The organism is Mycobacterium sp. ENV421 (assembly GCF_002887815.1).
Lineage (GTDB): Bacteria > Actinomycetota > Actinomycetes > Mycobacteriales > Mycobacteriaceae > Mycobacterium.
In genome coordinates, this window is sequence record NZ_PDHO01000027.1 from 36,474 (window position 1) to 51,961 (window position 15,488).

Sequence of the window (15,488 nt, forward strand, 5' to 3'; positions counted from 1 at the left end):
GAGCCCGTCATGTCCCGCGCTCAGCTGGCCCTCAACGTCGATGACCTGGACGAGGCCATCACGTTCTATTCGAAGCTGTTCAACACCGAACCGGCCAAGGTGAAGCCGGGCTACGCGAACTTCGCCGTCGTCGACCCGCCGTTGAAACTTGTCCTGCTGGAGAACCCTGGCAAGGGCGGGACCATCAACCACCTCGGCGTCGAGGTCGAATCCAGCGCGACCGTCCACGCTGAGATCGCCCGCCTCACCGGTGAAGGTCTGTTCACGGACGAGGAGATCGGCACCACCTGCTGCTTCGCCACCCAGGACAAGGTGTGGGTGACGGGCCCCGCCGGCGAGAAATGGGAGGTCTACACCGTCCTCGCGGATTCGGACACCTTCGGCAACAGCCCCGAACACTCTGAGGGAGGCGCCGCCGAGGGCGGCGTTTGCTGCTCATCGTGAACGCGCCCAACGCAATTGGCATCGACACCGCAGTCGTCGGGAAGCTGTCGTTACTGGACCGATTCCTGCCGGTATGGATCGGCCTTGCCATGGCCGTCGGCCTTCTGCTGGGTCGCCTGGTACCCGGGCTGAACACCGCGCTGGACAAGGTACAAGTCGACGGCATCTCGCTGCCCATTGCGCTGGGCCTGCTGATCATGATGTATCCGGTCCTGGCCAAGGTCCGCTACGACCGCTTGGACACCGTCACCGGGGACCGCAAACTACTCATCAGCTCGCTGCTGTTGAACTGGGTCCTCGGACCCGCGCTGATGTTCACTCTGGCCTGGCTGCTGCTGCCCGATCTACCCGAGTACCGCACCGGACTCATCATCGTCGGCCTCGCCCGCTGCATCGCGATGGTCATCATCTGGAATGACCTCGCCTGTGGCGACCGTGAAGCCGCCGCCGTTCTCGTCGCCCTCAACTCCGTGTTCCAGGTAGTCATGTTCGCCGTGCTCGGCTGGTTCTACCTGTCCGTGCTGCCTGGCTGGCTGGGGCTGGAACAGACCACCATCAGCACCTCGCCGTGGCAGATCGCCAAATCAGTGCTGATCTTCCTGGGCATCCCGCTGCTCGCCGGCTACCTATCCCGGCGGCTGGGGGAGAAAGCCAAGGGCCGCGAGTGGTACGAATCCGCATTCCTGCCGAGGATCGGACCGTGGGCCCTCTACGGGTTGCTGTTCACCATCGTCATTCTTTTTGCGCTGCAAGGTGATCAGATCACCAGTCGCCCGCTGGACGTCGTCCGCATCGCGCTCCCGCTACTGGCGTACTTCGCGATCATGTGGGGCGGCGGATACCTGCTCGGCGCGCTACTCGGGCTGGGCTATCAGCGCACCACCACCCTGGCGTTCACCGCGGCGGGCAACAACTTCGAGCTCGCGATCGCGGTGGCCATCGCCACCTACGGCGCAACGTCCGGGCAGGCGCTCGCCGGAGTGGTCGGCCCCCTCATCGAAGTGCCCGTCCTCGTCGCGTTGGTCTACGTCTCCCTCGCACTCCGGCGCCGTTTCACTGACGCCGCTCGACCACCGACCCCGAAGCCTGACAGGAGCACGCCATGACCGACAGCCCGGCCGCACACGTTCGACACGACCTGTCCATCGACCAGCAGCATGCGTTGACGACAGCAGCCGCCCGTTTGCACAGCGAGTTCGGCGAGCACTTCGGTGTCGATACCATCGAGCGTTTTCTGCATTCGTCCTACGAGCAGGTCGCCGCGCGGGCCACGGTCCCCAATTTCTTGCCGCTGCTGGCCGAGCGGTGGGCGCGCCAGCGCCTTGATGCCCTCGCGCGGGTCGAAGGCAAGATCACCACCGCGAAGCCCATGGTGTTATTCCTGTGCACCCACAATGCGGGCCGATCCCAGATGGCGCTCGGATTCTTCAATCACCTCGCCGGACACCACGCAGTGGCGTGGTCGGGAGGTTCGGAACCAGGCAACGAAATCAACCCCGCCGCCGTGGCCGCCATGGCCGAGATCGGCATCGACATCGCGCGCGAGTTCCCGAAGCCATGGACCGATGAGATCGTTCGGGCCGCCGACGTAGTGGTCACCATGGGGTGTGGTGACGCTTGCCCATTCTTTCCCGGAAAGCGTTACGAGAACTGGGAACTGCCCGACCCGGCAGGCCAGGGGATCGACGCCGTCCGGCCAATCCGCGACGAGGTCGAGGTGCGGGTGCGCCGACTTCTCGCCGAACTCGGCATCGAACCCGCCGTGCACTGACCACACCCATCAGCCTCCGCGATGACTTCCGCCGGCTGAGTCAGTCTGTATGGCATGGGAAAGCTGATCTTCACCGCGACCATGTCCATCGACGGCTACGTCGCCGACGCTGCCGGCGACTTCCAATGGTCCGCCCCCGAGGGGGCGGTGTTCGCCACGCACGTCGAGCGGATGGGCGAGGTGTCCACCGAGGTGCTGGGCCGCCGGACCTTCGAGTTGATGCAGTACTGGGAGACCGATCCCGACGACCAGGTCTGGACGCCGGCAGAGCAGGAGTTCGCTCGCCGCTGGCGGCGTATCGACAAGGTGGTGGCGTCCTCGACGCTGACGCACGACGAGATCGGATCGGACCGTGTCCGTTTGGTGCCGGACTTGAGCCTGGCGGAGTTGCGGCGAATCGTCGACGACGCACCAGGGGTGGTCGAGATCTTCGGGCCGACCGTCGCGGCCGCCGCGATCCGGGCCGGCCTGGTCGAAGAGTTCCAGTTCTTCGTGGTCCCGAAGGTGGTGGGCGGTGGCCTGCGGGCACTGCCCGACGATGTGCAGCTCGACCTCAGGCTCGAAGGGCACGAGACGTTCGACAACGGCATCGTTCATCTGCGCTATGTCGGGCAGCAGGATTCGATGTTGGGCCATGACGCCGGAAGCGGGCGGTGAAAACCTAGACTCACGCGTCGTCGTCCGTCTGGGTGGTGACGAGTTCGTCGTCGTCCGCGAACGCCTACCGGGCCTCGCCCAGCTGGATGACCTTGCCGAGCACATCGGTCACAGTCTGTCGACGTCCTTCGACGTCGATTCCCATGCGCTGACCGTAGGCGCCAGCATCGGGCGCGCAGCCGGCTCTGATCTCACTGCCGCGCAACTACTTTCCCGAGCCGACGAGGCGATGTACCGCATCAAACGTGACCGGCGCGGCGAGGGTGGGGGAGCTCAGGCATAGCCGACCCAGCCGCGGAACGTGAACGCCGTGAAGAACTCGGTGACATCGGTGAAGCCTGCTTCCCGCAGAATGGCGCGGTCCTGTTCTGGCGACAGAACAGGAACCTCGTCGGCGATGGCGCTGCGCGCCTTGTCGACGTCCGCCGGATCGATGCCCGCCGCGACGAGGTTCGCGACATGCCTGCTGATCCACACGTCCCGTTCGCCGTCGCCTTGGGGAAAACTCATGTGCGCAACGACGAACGGCGCACCGGGTGCCAACCGGCGCCGGACCTGTGCGGCCGTCTCGCGGCGGACCTCCCAGGGCAGAAAATGCAGTGTCAGCAGACTTGTCGCGGCGGCGAACGGGCCGTCCGGGGCGTCCTCGATGTAGCCACAGTGCATGCGCACCCGTTCGGCATACGGTCCGAGGTTGCGCGCCGCGAGTTCCAGCATCGCCGCCGACGGGTCAACGGCGTCGAACGTCCACCCTGGCTGGGCTTGGGCGAAGGCCTTGGTCTCCAGCCCGCCGCCGGCTCCGAGCACCAGCACCCTGGCATCGGACGGCGCGCGTTCATCGATGAGAACCGTGGCCAGCCGGTGGATGTCGCGGTAGGCGGGCACCATCTGCGCCGCACGGGCGGCGTACATCTCGACGTGGCGTGGATCGTCGAACGGGTTCGCAGTTGAGGTCACGTCCCGATGGTGCTGACGGACGAGCGACATCGGCAAGGGGATTTGCCAATCAGGCAAGACCGGCGAGATGCCCGCGCGCTACTATCCGCCCATGCGCGGAACACGGTTGGTTAGAGTCCCTCTCGGCCTGTTGGCCATCGCACTCATGGGTGCGGCATGCGGGAATTCCACCCAGACCGCCCAGCAGTCGCCGCCGAGCACACCTGCCAGTACGTCGATGGCACCCGCGCTGGAAGCGGTCGCATTCGGCACCAAGGTCGACATCGCGTCATCCGACGGAACCGCGGCCTACGTCGTCGACAACCTTCAGCCGGTGCCGCCCGACGCTCAGATCGTCCCAGCCAAGGGCACGATGTACGCCGTCGACGTGACGATCGCCGCCAAGAGCGGCACACCGGCCTACAACGGCTTCTACCTCGTCGCGCGCGCCGCCGACGGGTCGAACATCGCGCCCGCCGTCGGCGCTGTCCGCCCCGGCATCACCTCGGGGCAGCTCGCGCAGGACCAGCAGGTCGCCGGCCACGTCGCCTACGACGTACCCCAGGGCCAGACCATCACCGCGATCCAGTTCCGCGACCCCAAAGGCAAGGTGCTGGCGGTCTGGGGCGCCGGGTAGGTTCAGCTCGGGAGGCGCGTCATGCGATGGGGGATCGGGCGATCGGTGACCGCGCTGCTCGGCGCGGCCGCTGCGCCGATCGTGTTCGCGTCGACGGCCTCGGCCGACACGGCACAGGCGACCATCGACGAATTGCAGTCCCAGGGCTACGTCGTCGCGATCAACTGGGTCGACGGCAACACCGGTGCGCCGTTGTCCTCCTGCCAGGTGGTGGCCGTGCACAATCCGGACAGCTCGCCCGGCGAGTCGACCGGCGCGACCACCGTCTACGTCGACCTGTCGTGCCCGCACCGTGAGTCACCGATCGGTATCGGCGTCGGCATCGGCTTCTGACGAATCAGTCTGCCAGAACCTGTATTTCGTCACCGAGTCGATAGCCGTCGACCAGCGGTAGCGTGTCACCGCTCCAAAACCGGCCGGGATCGAACCAGTTCTCGTTCTTCTCGGTGGCCAGCAAGCCCATCTCCTCGTAGGTGAGGGCCACCGTCTCCGCGCAATAGGCCGTCTGCAGCCCGACTTCGCGCTCGGCCAGCTTGCGCCGCTCCGCGGATTGTCGAACCTTCTTGTGTACGACCGGAATTCCCCGCGTCCAGTCACTCACGGTGGGTAGCCGCCCGCGCAGCCAGCGGCCGGTCAGCCGCGCCGTCGACGGAAACGGGGTGCCGTCCATCCGGGCGATCACCTTCAGCAGCTGATCTTCGTGGTCGCGACTGACATCCGGGGTGAGCTGACGCAGCCAACACCGCTGACCGTAGTGGTGCAGCCATTGCTCGACGGCCTCTCGCGCGTCGTTGAGCTGCACTCCCCGGTGATTGGTTCCGGTCCACAGATCCAGCAGCTTGTGGCCGAGCTCGGCGTGCCAGATCAACGGCGGCAGATCGTCGATCGCCACCGTCATGCCGACGTGGTTGACCGGCGCGTTGGTCAAAGTCTGGATCGCCCGGTCCGGGCCGGATCCGCCGCGGAACAACCAGACGTCACCGGTGCGGGTTTCGTTCAGCGCCTGTGTCAACGACACGGTGTGCTCACTCACCAGCGCAGCATAGTGTGATCGCATGCGCGGTATCTGGAAGTGGATCGGTCTGGCCGGTGCGGCCGGCGTCGTCGCGGGCGGGGTACTCGTCGCGCGGGACCAACGGCGCCGCAAGGCATACACACCCGACGAGATCCGCGCCCGGCTGCACCAGCGTCACGCCGAAGCGGACGCCGCGCCGAAGGGCTAGGCCACCGCGTACAGCCGGTGGCTGCCGCTGAACCCCTTGAGTTCGGCGTCCCGGCCCTCGTCGAAGTTCTGCTGATCGCCGACGGCGGTCCGCACCGACTCGCTCACCAGGATCTCGCCGCCGTCGGCCTGACCGGCGACCCGGGCCGCCATCGCGACGTTGCGACCGAACAGGTCGTCGCCGCGGCGCACCGACTTGCCCATGTGGATGCCGATCCGTACCCGAATGCTGTTGTTTCGCAACCGTTTCGCATCGCGCGCCAATTCCCGCTGCATTGCCACCGCGCAATTCACCGCGGCGGAGGGGTCGGCAAAGGCCACCATGAACCCGTCGCCCTGACTCTTGACGACGTGGCCGTCGTGTTTGTTCACCAGCCGCCGGACCATCCGGTCATGGCTGCCGATCAGCTTGACCCAGGCCCGGTCTCCGATGCGTTCGTTGAGCGCGGTGGACCCCTCGATGTCGGAGAACATCACCACCACCTTGCCGTCGGGCGCCAGCCGAGCGAGGTCCGGCCGCTCGACGTCGGCCCAGTCGGCGAGCTCCTCGATCGATGACCGCACCGCACCGCCGAAGCCCTGGGTGCGGACCAGGTTGGCGGTCTGCCACACCTGCTTGACCGCCTCCCGGCCGCCCGTCCACAGCATGGTGCGGGTGTCCAGCCGCCCGCGGAGCTCGTCGGCTTCCCGCTGGGTGGCGGCCAGACGTGAGCGCATCACCAGCAGCGCGATCGCTTCGCCCACGACCAGCACCGCCAACACCGCAGCCACGATCGTCCAACCCACTGTGCGTCGCCCTTCTGTCCGCGATCCTGAACAGATGATGCCTCCTTACTACGAGAGCAGATTCATCCGCGCGAATCACCCTCGGCGCGCGCAGGCCATCTGGCTGCGCTGGACACGACTGCTGCCCAAGCCCGGCGACGCGGTGGCCGACGTCTGGGTGATGCTGTTCGACCCCGACGGTGCCGGAAACCGTGCGCTCAAGGTGCCGCACCCGCTGGCCGACGCCGACTACCTGTCCGATCCCTGGTCGGCCAGGATCGCCGATACCGAGATCGACGACGTACACGCCAGTGCGACGCTGGACGGCGCGTCGTGCGACCTGGCCATCACGCCCGGTGACGAACCGCCGGTCAAGCTCCTCACCGACCGCTCCTATACGGCGAAGTTCCCCACCGCCAAGACCCAGGTGCGCCACCCGCTGGCCCGCTTCGACGGCACGGTGACCCTCGGTGACGCCCGAGTCGCCGTCGAATCGTGGACGGGCAGTGTCAACCACAACTGGGGCAGCAAGCACACCCCGGCCTACGCCTTCGGCCAGGTGTGCGGATTCGACGAGCACCCCAAGTCCAGCCTGGAGGTGGTCACCGCGCACGCCGCACTCGGACCGCTGCGGTTGCCCGCCACCACCCTGTTCGTCCTGCGCCACGCGGGCTGGCAGGTGGCCGTGCGGTCCATACTGGGCGCCCGGCACACCCACGGTTCATACGCACCGTTCGAATGGTCGTTCGGCGGCCGTACCGACGGATTCGAACTGCACGGCGAGATTCGGGCCGAGCCCGGCGACGTCATCGGGCTGACCTACACCGACACCAACAGTGCGACCAAGTACTGCTACAACTCCGCTCTGGCGGATTGTCGAATAACTCTGTCCGGCAACGGTCTTGACACCGAACTGGCTGCCTCGCGGCGCGCGATGTTCGAGATCCTGACCGACCAGAGGCACGGCGACGTCCCGTTGTTGGCCTAGCGCCGGCCGCGGACCGGTCTTCGTGTGGGCTCCGAACGTGCGCAATCCGCCCAGTTCAGGGCTTTCGCCTGCGTAAACTGCGGCCGTGGGGGACAGCCGCACCTGGCCTGTCATGCGTCGAGGCAAGGAACTCGCCGCGATCCAGGCGACCCTGCAGGGCCGGCCCGGCCAATGCGGGACTCTGCTTCTCGGCGACGCCGGTGTCGGGAAGACCACGCTGGCACGGATGGCCGCGCACACGTTGCGCACCGCCGCGGTGTGGGTCGCAGGCACCGAGTCCGCGCGCGATGTGCCGCTGGGTGTGTTCGCCCATCTGCTTGTCAGTCCGATGCCCACCGACCCGGTCGCCATGCTGGCCGCCGCTTTTCACGCGGTACGCCGGGAGAAGCTGGCGCTCATCGGCGTTGACGATGTGCACCTGGTCGACCACCTGTCCGCGACGCTGCTACACCGGCTGGCTGTCGAAGGGGCGGTGCGCATCGTGGCGACCGCCCGCAGCGGCGAGCCGATACCCGAGACGATCACCGCGCTGTGGAAAGACGGCTACCTGGTTCGGCTGGATGTCGCGCCGTTCAGCAAGGCCGAGTCGGTGGCGCTGATCGAGACGGCCCTCGGCGGACGCCTGGAGCGGCTTTCCGCGGACTTGATGTGGGAAGCCTCCAGTGGCAACGCATTATTCGTCCGGCACCTCGTCGAAGGGGCGCTGGAAGCCGGAACCCTGCGCCAGGTCAACGGTGTTTGGCAGCTCCGCGGCGAGACGGCGGTGGCCTCGAAACTGGCGCCGTTGCTCAGCAGTCGGCTCGACCGGTTGCCCGACGACGAACGGCGGGCTCTGCATCTGCTGGCGGTGTCGGAGCCGCTGACATTGGAGGTGCTGTCCGAGCTCGTCGACACCGACACGTTGGAACGAGCCGAGCGGCGAGGACTGATCCGCGTCGTCGATATCGGCGGCTCAGCTGAAATTCACTTCACCCACTCGGTGATCGGCGATGTCATCCGGCAGAGCCTGGGCCAGGTCGCGGGCCGCCGCCTGCGGACCGAGCTGGTGGGCGCGATGGATCTGCACCCGTCGCAGACGCCGGTGCAACGCGTGCGGCGCGCTGAACTGGCGCTGCACTCCGACACCACGATGGACGCCGGATTCTTCTCCCGCGCAGCAGAAGACGCGATCGCCCTGATGAACATCACGCTCGCCGAGCGGCTGGCCCGGGCCGCCGTCGACGCCGGTGGCGGCCTGGTGGCCTCCGAACTACTCGCGCGGACACTGCTGTGGCAAGGCCGGGCTCCCGAGTCCGAAGTGATCCTGGCGTCGTTCGACCCCGACACCCTCACCGAGTTCGAGCTGGCCCGGTGGGGCATGGCGCGGATTGCGAATCTCCAGTGGTCGATGGGAGACGCCGCGGCCGCCGCAGAGATCCTGAAAATGCTGCAGCAGAGAATCACCCACCCGCGTGTGCGAGTGGGTGTCGATAGCCTCGCTGCCGCGCTGGCCGTTCTCGACAATCGACTCGACGAGGCCGCCGAGCTGGCCGACAAGGTGCTGGCCGATCCGGCCGCGCCACCGATTGCCGTCGGGTGGGCGGTCTTCGGCGGTGGCATGGCGGCCGCACTCAAAGGCTGCACCGCCGACGCGGCACGGCTGGCCGCACGGGGCCACGAGGTCTACGACAAGATCGACGGGTTGCTGCGGTTCCTGCTGGCGCTGGGTGAGGTGCGCGCCCTGACATTGGCCGGTGATTTCGCTGCCGCGCAAGCCCGTTCGGGTGACATCGTGCGGATCACCTCGCCCGGCCAGTACCGCGCCCGCGCGATGGCGAACGTCTTGGCGGGCACCGTGGAACTGGGCCGGGGGCAACTGCGGGTGGCGATGGGCCGTCTCGAGGAGACCCTGGCCGCGCTCAGCGGTGAGGCCGCCGCCTCCTGGAACGTGCCGGCCAGATTGCTTCTGGCGCAGTGCTATTGCGGACTCGGGTACGACTCGGCGGCCGCACCGCTGGTGACTGAACTGCGGGACCTGGTGAGCCGCGCGGCGACGATGTTCGAACCTGCGGTCCGGATCGCCGAGGCGTGGCTGGCCGCGGCCATGGGCCATGTCAGCGGCGCGGTCACGATGGCCCTGCGCGCGGCCGACCTGGCCGCCGAGTCGGGCCAGCGCGCCATCGAGCTGATGGCACTGCACGCCGCCGCGCGATTCGGCGACAAGACCTGCCTGCCACGGATCGTCGAGGTGGCCGCGGTGATCGGTGGGCCGCTGGCGGCCATCGACGCGGCGCACGCCACCGGCCTGATGAAAGACGATGGTGCAGCGGTGTTTTCGGCGTCGCAGGAGTTCGAACGGATCGGCGCCCTGCTGTCGGCGGCCGACGCCGCAGCACAGGCGGCGGCACTCTTCGATGCCGCCGGACAGCGCAGACATTCACTGGAAGCGGCGGCGGCCGCCGACCGGCTCGGTAAGGAATGCGGCGGATTGAAGACACCAGCACTGATGGCCACCTCGCAGCCGCTGCCACTGTCTCGTCGGGAACGCGAGATCGCCCAGCTGGTGGTGCGCGGATTGTCCAACCGCGACATCGCCGAACGGCTCGTGGTGTCGACCCGCACCGTCGAGGGGCACCTGTACCGGATGTACCTCAAACTCAACGTGACCAGTCGCGAGGACCTGCGCGACATCATCCGCCACGCGCTCGAGGACGGCGGGCCTGGTTGACTGGCGGTATGGCCATCCTCGTCGTCGGCAGACTCGAACCGTCTCTGGAGAAGCAACTGACGGCCAAGCACACACCGCTGCGACACCCCGTCGACACGCAGCGTGCCGCCGAGGTGACGGTGATCGTGTGCGGTGGCAGGCCGGGTGTCGATGCCGCGCTGATGGATTCGTTGCCCGCGCTGGGGGCCATCGTGAACTTCGGCGCCGGGTACGACGCCATCGACGTCGACGCGGCGCGCGAGCGGGGGATCGGGGTGAGCAACACTCCCGACGTCCTCAACGACACCGTCGCCGACACCGCGCTCGGCCTGATCCTCGACACCATGCGCCGGTTCAGCGCCGCCGACCGATACGTGCGGGCCGGCCGCTGGGCAACCGAGGGGCCGTTCCCCTACACCCGCGACCTCAGCGGCAGCCGCGTCGGCATCCTCGGGCTGGGCCGGATCGGCTCGGCTATCGCCACCCGGCTACGCGGATTCGACTGTGCCATCGCCTATCACAACCGCCACGAGCTACCCGACAGTCCCCACCGCTACGCCGCTTCACCGGTGGAGCTGGCGGCGTCCGTGGACGTCCTGGTGGTCGTCACCGCCGGCGGACCCGACACCACGCAGCTGGTGGATCGCGAGGTGCTGGAGGCGCTCGGCCCGGACGGTTTCCTGGTCAACGTCGCCCGCGGCAGCGTCGTCGACCAGGACGCGCTCATCGAGTTCCTGGAAGCGGGCCGCCTGGCCGGCGCCGGTCTGGACGTCTACGCGGCGGAGCCCGACGTACCCGTTCGGTTGTGGGAGCTCGACAACGTCGTGCTGTTGCCGCACATGGGCAGCGCAACGATGCGAACCCGAACAGCGATGGCCACGTTGGCGATGCGCAACCTGGAGGAGTTCCTGGCCAGCGGTCAGCTGGTCACACCGGTCTAGCGGGTGACGAACGAGACGACGGCCTCGCTGAAGGCGTCGTTGTCGTCACCGGCGGCGGTGTGGCCCGCGTCGGAGAGTTCGACGAACTCGGCAGGCACCTTTGCCAGGAAGTCTTGCACCCCTTCGGCGCTGACCACATCGGACAGTTTGCCGCGGATCAGCAGGATCGGGATGGTCAGGTCGATGGCGGCCTGTTCGAGCCGCTCCACCCGGCCGAACGGATCGTCTTTCGGGGCGGTCAGGAACGCGGGATCCCAGTGCCAGAACCACCGGCCGTCCCGGAAGCGCAGGTTCTTCTTGAGACCGTCGAGATTCTTCGGCCGCTTGCGGTGCGGCAGGTATCCGGCGATGGCATCGGCCGCCTGTTCGAGGTTGTCGAAGCCGTCCACATTGCTGAACATGAAGTCCCGGATCCGGGCGCTGCCGTCCTTCTCGAAGCGGGGCACCACGTCGACCAGAACCAGCTTGGTCACCACGGCAGGCCCGGCCTCCTCGGCCACCAGGATGCTGGTCAACCCGCCCATGCTGGCCCCGATCAGCACGACCGGGCGGCCGATCTGCTCGAGCACCCGCAGCACGTCGGCGGACAGCGAGTCGACGCTGTAGTCGGCATCCGGGGCGCGGTCGCTGTCACCATGCCCGCGGGCGTCCAGCGCGATCACGTGAAAACCGTGGTCGGCCAGCACCTGGCCGGTGTTCTTCCAGGAGAACCGGTTCTGCCCGCCGCCGTGCAGCATGAGGATTGTTGGGCGCTCAGCCGCCGACTCGGCGCCCCGGTTCCACTCGTCGGCCACGAGGGCGAGCTCGTTGGTGCCGCGGAACTCCACTGTCTGACCGCTGTTCGTGCTGCTCACCGGCATCCTCTCGACCGAACCTGAACAGCACGTTACATAGCGGTGCTATCGATGAGTTTCGGTACCCCGGGCGGTCAATCCCTTCGACTGTCCTGGAGAGGAGACCACCCGTGCCCACCATCACCCCGTCGCTGTGGTTCGACGACGACATCGAGGAGGCGATGCGGTTCTACACCGGCGTCTTCCCGAATTCGTCCATCGAGTACGTCAACCGCTACACCGACGCGGGGCCTGGCACCGCCGGCCGGGTCGTATCGGCCGGGTTCACCCTCGACGGCACCCGGTTCGTCGGCATCAACGGCGGGCCGGTGTTCTCGTTCACCGAAGCGGTGTCGTTCCTGATCGAGTGCGCTGACCAGGCCGAAGTGGACTATTACTGGGATGCGCTGGTCGCCGGCGGTCAGGAATCACAGTGCGGCTGGCTCAAGGACCGATTCGGGCTGAGCTGGCAGGTGGTGCCCACCCGGCTCTACGAGCTGCTGTCCGACCCCGACCAGACCCGAGCGGCCGCCGCGACCAAGGCCATGCTCGGGATGCGCAGAATCGTCATCGCCGACCTGGAAGCCGCTGTCGCGAACCCGTGACGGCCCTCACAGCGCCTACCGGTAGCCTTTCGCCCCAAGTGCGGGTGATCGGAGCCCGGTAACGCCGCAGAGGGAGAAACATGGCCGACGAGCCTGCCGAGCCCGGAGACGAGCCCACCACGGCCGTCGAGCTCGGGGTTGACGGGGACACGCCCACACCCGCGAAACCGGCGCGCTCGCATGTGCAGCTGGCGCTGATCGTGGGGACGGCCGTCGTGGTCGCCCTGGCCGCGTTGACGGGATGGCTCGGCTACCGGGCCTACGAGTCCAGGCAGGCCGCGCAGCTGCAGGACCTGTTGGTCGGCGTCGGCCGGCAGGGCGCGCTCAACCTGACGACCATCGACGCCGCCGAGGCCGACAAGGATGTCCAGCGCATCCTCGACTCGGCCACCGATGCGTTCTACGACGACTTCGCGAAGCGGTCCCAGCCGTTCATCGAGGTGGTCAAGCAGGCCCAGTCCAAATCGGTGGGTGAGGTGACCGAGGCGGGGCTGGAGTCGGTGTCGGGCAACGAAGGCCAGGTGCTGGTGGCCGTCACCGTCACCACCTCCAACCGAGGCGCACCCAACCAGCCGAAGCGCGCCTGGCGGATGCGCCTGACGGTCAAGAAAACCGGGAACGACGAAGCGAAGGTCGCGAAAGTGGAGTTCGTACCGTGACGACTGACGACGCCAAACCAGAAGACGCCAAACCAGACGAGGCCATCGAGGACGAGGCCACCGCGGCCGAACTCACCGACACCAACGGCGCCGCCGAGGCGCCGGCTGCTACCGAGGCCGCACCGAAGAAGCGGTTCAGCCTCGCCGGGGCGGTGGCCTTCGGCGTGCTGCCGATCGTGGCGCTGCTGCTCGCGGCGGCGGCCGGTTACCTACGCTATGAGGATTCGTCGCGCCGGGACGCCGACACCGCCCGCACCGAATCGGTGCAGGCGGCCAAGGACTCCACCGTCGCCCTCCTGAGCTACAAGCCCGAGTCGGTCGAGAAGGACCTCGGCGCGGCGCGCGACCGCCTGACCGGGAGCTTCCTGGACGCCTACACGCAGCTGATCAACACCGTCGTCATCCCGGGTGCCAAGGAGAAGAAGATCTCCGCCCTGGCGGCCGTGCCCGCGGCGGCATCGGTCTCGGCCAAGCCCGATCACGCGGTGGTGCTGCTGTTCGTCGACCAGACCGTCGTGGTCGGCACCGACGCGCCGACCAACACCGCCTCCAGCGTGCGGGTGACCCTGGAGAAGGTCAAAGACCGCTGGCTCATCTCGGGATTCGACCCGATCTAGCGAAGAGGGGGTTCGATGACCGAGCCGCGCTGGATTGACGTCTCCGCACCGGCTGTGCAGCTGCGTGCGCTGAGCTGGGGCCCGGACGACGGCCCGATCGCGTTGTGCCTGCACGGCTTTCCCGATACCGCCTACGGTTTCCGGAAACTGGCACCGCATCTGGTGGCGGCCGGCTACCGGGTGATCGCGCCGTTCATGCGCGGCTATGTGCCCTCGTCGCTGCCCGCCGACGGCAGCCAGCACATCGGGGCCGTGATGGACGACGCGCTGCGGGTGCTTGCGGCGTGCAATCCCACCGGAGCCGACGTGGTGATCGGCCACGACTGGGGCGCGATCGCCGCGACCGGTTTGGCCGCGATGCCGGACAGCCCGTTCACCAAGGCCGTCGTGATGTCGGTGCCGCCGTCGGCGGCGCTGCGGCCCGGGGCGGGCAGGAAGCTGGCCAACCGGGGCCGGCTGCTGCGCCTGCTTCCGGTGCAACTCCTGCGCAGCTGGTACATCACCTACTTTCAGCTGCCGTTCGCCCCGGAGCGCTCGTCGTCGTGGATCGTCCCGCTGCTGTGGCGCCGCTGGTCGCCCGGCTACAACGCCGCCGAGGATCTGCGGCACGTCGACGCCGCGATCGGCAGCCCGGATCGCTGGCGCGCCGCACTGGGCACTTACCGCGCCACCATCCGCAACACCCGCCCGCCGAGCCGCTACGCCGAGCTGAACCGGCTGTGGCTGGAGGTGCCGCGGCTGCCGACGCTGTACCTGCACGGAGCCGACGACGGTTGCATGACAGCGGAATTCACCCCCTGGGTGGCGGGGGTGCTACCGCCGGGCAGCGAAGTGGCGATCGTCGAGCACGCCGGGCACTTCCTTCAGCTCGAACAGCCCGACGTGGTGGGCGGGCAGATCGTCGACTTCCTGCGCACTACTTCTTCTTGAGGCTCGGGTGGCTGCGGGCCAGCAGTGGCAGCAGTAGCCGCTTCGGTGTGAGCTGATAGACCGCGGTCGCCGCGTAGTTGAGTCGGCCCGGCACGACGACTGCCTTGCCGGCGGCCAAGCCGTCCACCGCGGCCTTGGCGACATCTTCGGCCGATACCCACAGCGGCTTGGGCAGCGCCGCCTCGGCGTCTTCGTCGGAGATGCCGGCGGCCGCGCCGAATCCGGTTTTCACCGGACCCGGGCACAGGGTGGTTGCCGTGACGCCGCTGGGTTTGAGTTCCTCGCGCAGCGCATAGGTGTAGGAGAGCACGAAGGCCTTGGCCGCCCCGTAGACGGCTTGCCCCGGCAGCGGTCCGAAGGCGCCCAGTGAGGCGACGTTGAGCACCGCCCCGCGCCGGCGGGCCGCCATTGCGCCGACGAAGCGGGTGCACAGGTCCACGACGGCGGCCACGTCCACCTCGACCACGTTGAGCTCGGCGGCGGGATCGGCTGAGGCCACCGGGCCGGTGGTGGACAGCCCGGCGTTGTTGACCAGGATGTCGACGTCCAGCCCGAGTTCGGCGACCCGCCCGGGAAGCGCTGCCCGCTCCTTGGGCTGCGAAAGATCAGCGCCGACAACGGAACTCGGGCCAGGCAGCGACTCGGCGCGTGCGGTGAGCTGGTCGGTGCGGCGGGCTACCAGCACGACGTGGTGACCGCGCGAGGACAGCACGCGAGCGATTTCGGCACCGATGCCGGAGGAGGCTCCGGTGATCAGCGCGGCGCGGTGGGGACCGGGAGTCGGCAGCACCTGGCCA

At 68.0% G+C, this 15,488-nt stretch carries 19 protein-coding genes and 1 pseudogene; 15 read left to right on the forward strand and 5 right to left on the reverse strand.

Features of this window, described 5'->3' with window-relative positions; all coding sequences use genetic code 11:
* Positions 1-9: 9 nt before the first annotated feature.
* The 5 genes and pseudogenes from CRM90_RS23685 (at position 10) to CRM90_RS23705 (ending at position 3,155) form a co-directional block, all read left to right on the forward strand.
* On the forward strand, positions 10-444 hold the full coding sequence (locus CRM90_RS23685) for an ArsI/CadI family heavy metal resistance metalloenzyme (protein ID WP_102809378.1): 435 nt from the start codon (positions 10-12) through the stop codon (positions 442-444).
* A pseudogene (arsB, locus tag CRM90_RS23690) lies at positions 441-1,496 on the forward strand (ACR3 family arsenite efflux transporter); the annotation flags it as partial. The gene CRM90_RS23685 and the pseudogene arsB, both read left to right, overlap by 4 nt.
* Before the next feature lie 50 nt (positions 1,497-1,546).
* Complete coding sequence (locus CRM90_RS23695) at positions 1,547-2,215, forward strand: arsenate reductase ArsC (protein ID WP_102809379.1); 669 nt, start codon at positions 1,547-1,549, stop codon at positions 2,213-2,215.
* A 54-nt stretch (positions 2,216-2,269) separates the two neighbouring features.
* The gene (locus tag CRM90_RS23700; protein ID WP_102809380.1) at positions 2,270-2,872 is read left to right on the forward strand and encodes a dihydrofolate reductase family protein; all 603 of its coding nucleotides are present in this window, start codon (positions 2,270-2,272) and stop codon (positions 2,870-2,872) included.
* A complete protein-coding gene (locus CRM90_RS23705; protein ID WP_158249049.1) occupies positions 2,850-3,155 on the forward strand; it encodes a diguanylate cyclase domain-containing protein in 306 nt (101 codons plus the stop codon). The genes CRM90_RS23700 and CRM90_RS23705 overlap by 23 nt, the downstream gene beginning before the upstream one ends.
* Here CRM90_RS23705 and CRM90_RS23710 read toward each other — a convergent pair.
* A complete protein-coding gene (locus CRM90_RS23710; RefSeq protein WP_102809415.1) occupies positions 3,146-3,829 on the reverse strand; it encodes a class I SAM-dependent methyltransferase in 684 nt (227 codons plus the stop codon). The genes CRM90_RS23705 and CRM90_RS23710 overlap by 10 nt on opposite strands.
* Positions 3,830-3,920: 91 nt before the next feature.
* Here CRM90_RS23710 and CRM90_RS23715 point away from each other — a divergent pair, with 91 nt between their 5' ends.
* Together CRM90_RS23715 and CRM90_RS23720 are read left to right on the forward strand one after the other, a co-directional pair.
* Positions 3,921-4,445, forward strand: coding sequence for a DUF1942 domain-containing protein (locus tag CRM90_RS23715; protein WP_158249050.1), 525 nt, complete (start codon positions 3,921-3,923; stop codon positions 4,443-4,445).
* 21 nt (positions 4,446-4,466) lie between these two features.
* Positions 4,467-4,778, forward strand: coding sequence for a hypothetical protein (locus CRM90_RS23720; protein ID WP_233209479.1), 312 nt, complete (start codon positions 4,467-4,469; stop codon positions 4,776-4,778).
* A gap of 4 nt (positions 4,779-4,782) precedes the next feature.
* Here the strand turns inward: CRM90_RS23720 and CRM90_RS23725 are convergent, their stop codons facing one another.
* The gene (locus CRM90_RS23725; protein ID WP_102809417.1) at positions 4,783-5,463 is read right to left on the reverse strand and encodes a guanylate cyclase; all 681 of its coding nucleotides are present in this window, start codon (positions 5,461-5,463) and stop codon (positions 4,783-4,785) included.
* 37 nt (positions 5,464-5,500) lie between these two features.
* Between CRM90_RS23725 and CRM90_RS23730 the strand changes: the two genes are divergently transcribed.
* Entirely contained in the window at positions 5,501-5,668 is a 168-nt protein-coding gene (locus CRM90_RS23730; protein ID WP_102809383.1) for a hypothetical protein, read from the forward strand.
* Here CRM90_RS23730 and CRM90_RS23735 read toward each other — a convergent pair.
* Positions 5,665-6,441 carry an adenylate/guanylate cyclase domain-containing protein gene (locus tag CRM90_RS23735; protein ID WP_353616993.1) on the reverse strand — a complete coding sequence of 259 codons (777 nt, stop codon included), beginning with the start codon at positions 6,439-6,441 and terminating at the stop codon, positions 5,665-5,667. The two genes, CRM90_RS23730 and CRM90_RS23735, sit on opposite strands and share 4 nt — an antisense overlap.
* Positions 6,442-6,487: 46 nt before the next feature.
* Between CRM90_RS23735 and CRM90_RS23740 the strand changes: the two genes are divergently transcribed.
* From CRM90_RS23740 to CRM90_RS23750, 3 genes are all read left to right on the forward strand, one after another.
* On the forward strand, positions 6,488-7,420 hold the full coding sequence (locus CRM90_RS23740) for a hypothetical protein (protein ID WP_102809384.1): 933 nt from the start codon (positions 6,488-6,490) through the stop codon (positions 7,418-7,420).
* An 85-nt stretch (positions 7,421-7,505) separates the two neighbouring features.
* A complete protein-coding gene (locus CRM90_RS23745; RefSeq protein ID WP_102809385.1) occupies positions 7,506-10,127 on the forward strand; it encodes a helix-turn-helix transcriptional regulator in 2,622 nt (873 codons plus the stop codon).
* Between the two features lie 8 nt (positions 10,128-10,135).
* Positions 10,136-11,047, forward strand: coding sequence for a 2-hydroxyacid dehydrogenase (locus tag CRM90_RS23750; protein WP_102809386.1), 912 nt, complete (start codon positions 10,136-10,138; stop codon positions 11,045-11,047).
* Here CRM90_RS23750 and CRM90_RS23755 read toward each other — a convergent pair.
* A complete protein-coding gene (locus CRM90_RS23755; protein WP_233209481.1) occupies positions 11,044-11,901 on the reverse strand; it encodes an alpha/beta fold hydrolase in 858 nt (285 codons plus the stop codon). The genes CRM90_RS23750 and CRM90_RS23755 overlap by 4 nt on opposite strands.
* 110 nt (positions 11,902-12,011) lie before the next feature.
* Here CRM90_RS23755 and CRM90_RS23760 point away from each other — a divergent pair, with 110 nt between their 5' ends.
* The 4 genes from CRM90_RS23760 (at position 12,012) to CRM90_RS23775 (ending at position 14,691) form a co-directional block, all read left to right on the forward strand.
* The gene (locus CRM90_RS23760; protein WP_102809388.1) at positions 12,012-12,485 is read left to right on the forward strand and encodes a VOC family protein; all 474 of its coding nucleotides are present in this window, start codon (positions 12,012-12,014) and stop codon (positions 12,483-12,485) included.
* An 80-nt stretch (positions 12,486-12,565) separates the two neighbouring features.
* Positions 12,566-13,144 carry an Rv1363c family protein gene (locus CRM90_RS23765; RefSeq protein ID WP_102809389.1) on the forward strand — a complete coding sequence of 193 codons (579 nt, stop codon included), beginning with the start codon at positions 12,566-12,568 and terminating at the stop codon, positions 13,142-13,144.
* Entirely contained in the window at positions 13,141-13,761 is a 621-nt protein-coding gene (locus CRM90_RS23770; protein ID WP_102809390.1) for a hypothetical protein, read from the forward strand. The genes CRM90_RS23765 and CRM90_RS23770 overlap by 4 nt, the downstream gene beginning before the upstream one ends.
* 15 nt (positions 13,762-13,776) lie before the next feature.
* On the forward strand, positions 13,777-14,691 hold the full coding sequence (locus tag CRM90_RS23775; protein ID WP_102809391.1) for an alpha/beta fold hydrolase: 915 nt from the start codon (positions 13,777-13,779) through the stop codon (positions 14,689-14,691).
* Here the strand turns inward: CRM90_RS23775 and CRM90_RS23780 are convergent.
* Positions 14,678-15,481, reverse strand: a complete 804-nt coding sequence (locus CRM90_RS23780) for an SDR family NAD(P)-dependent oxidoreductase (protein WP_502693311.1) — start codon at positions 15,479-15,481, stop codon at positions 14,678-14,680. The two genes, CRM90_RS23775 and CRM90_RS23780, sit on opposite strands and share 14 nt — an antisense overlap.
* Between the last annotated feature and the right edge of the window lie 7 nt (positions 15,482-15,488).

Excerpts from the sequence above, each read along its gene's own strand:
- CRM90_RS23695 (WP_102809379.1), top strand. The coding sequence starts at position 1,547 with ATGACCGACAGCCCGGCCGCACACGTTCGACACGACCTGTCCATCGAC.
- CRM90_RS23685 (WP_102809378.1), top strand. The coding sequence starts at position 10 with ATGTCCCGCGCTCAGCTGGCCCTCAACGTCGATGACCTGGACGAGGCC.
- CRM90_RS23730 (WP_102809383.1), top strand. The coding sequence starts at position 5,501 with ATGCGCGGTATCTGGAAGTGGATCGGTCTGGCCGGTGCGGCCGGCGTC.
- CRM90_RS23715 (WP_158249050.1), top strand. The coding sequence starts at position 3,921 with ATGCGCGGAACACGGTTGGTTAGAGTCCCTCTCGGCCTGTTGGCCATC.
- CRM90_RS23720 (WP_233209479.1), top strand. The coding sequence starts at position 4,467 with ATGCGATGGGGGATCGGGCGATCGGTGACCGCGCTGCTCGGCGCGGCC.
- CRM90_RS23700 (WP_102809380.1), top strand. The coding sequence starts at position 2,270 with ATGGGAAAGCTGATCTTCACCGCGACCATGTCCATCGACGGCTACGTC.
- CRM90_RS23765 (WP_102809389.1), top strand. The coding sequence starts at position 12,566 with ATGGCCGACGAGCCTGCCGAGCCCGGAGACGAGCCCACCACGGCCGTC.
- CRM90_RS23775 (WP_102809391.1), top strand. The coding sequence starts at position 13,777 with ATGACCGAGCCGCGCTGGATTGACGTCTCCGCACCGGCTGTGCAGCTG.
- CRM90_RS23750 (WP_102809386.1), top strand. The coding sequence starts at position 10,136 with ATGGCCATCCTCGTCGTCGGCAGACTCGAACCGTCTCTGGAGAAGCAA.
- CRM90_RS23705 (WP_158249049.1), top strand. The coding sequence starts at position 2,850 with ATGACGCCGGAAGCGGGCGGTGAAAACCTAGACTCACGCGTCGTCGTC.
- CRM90_RS23740 (WP_102809384.1), top strand. The coding sequence starts at position 6,488 with ATGATGCCTCCTTACTACGAGAGCAGATTCATCCGCGCGAATCACCCT.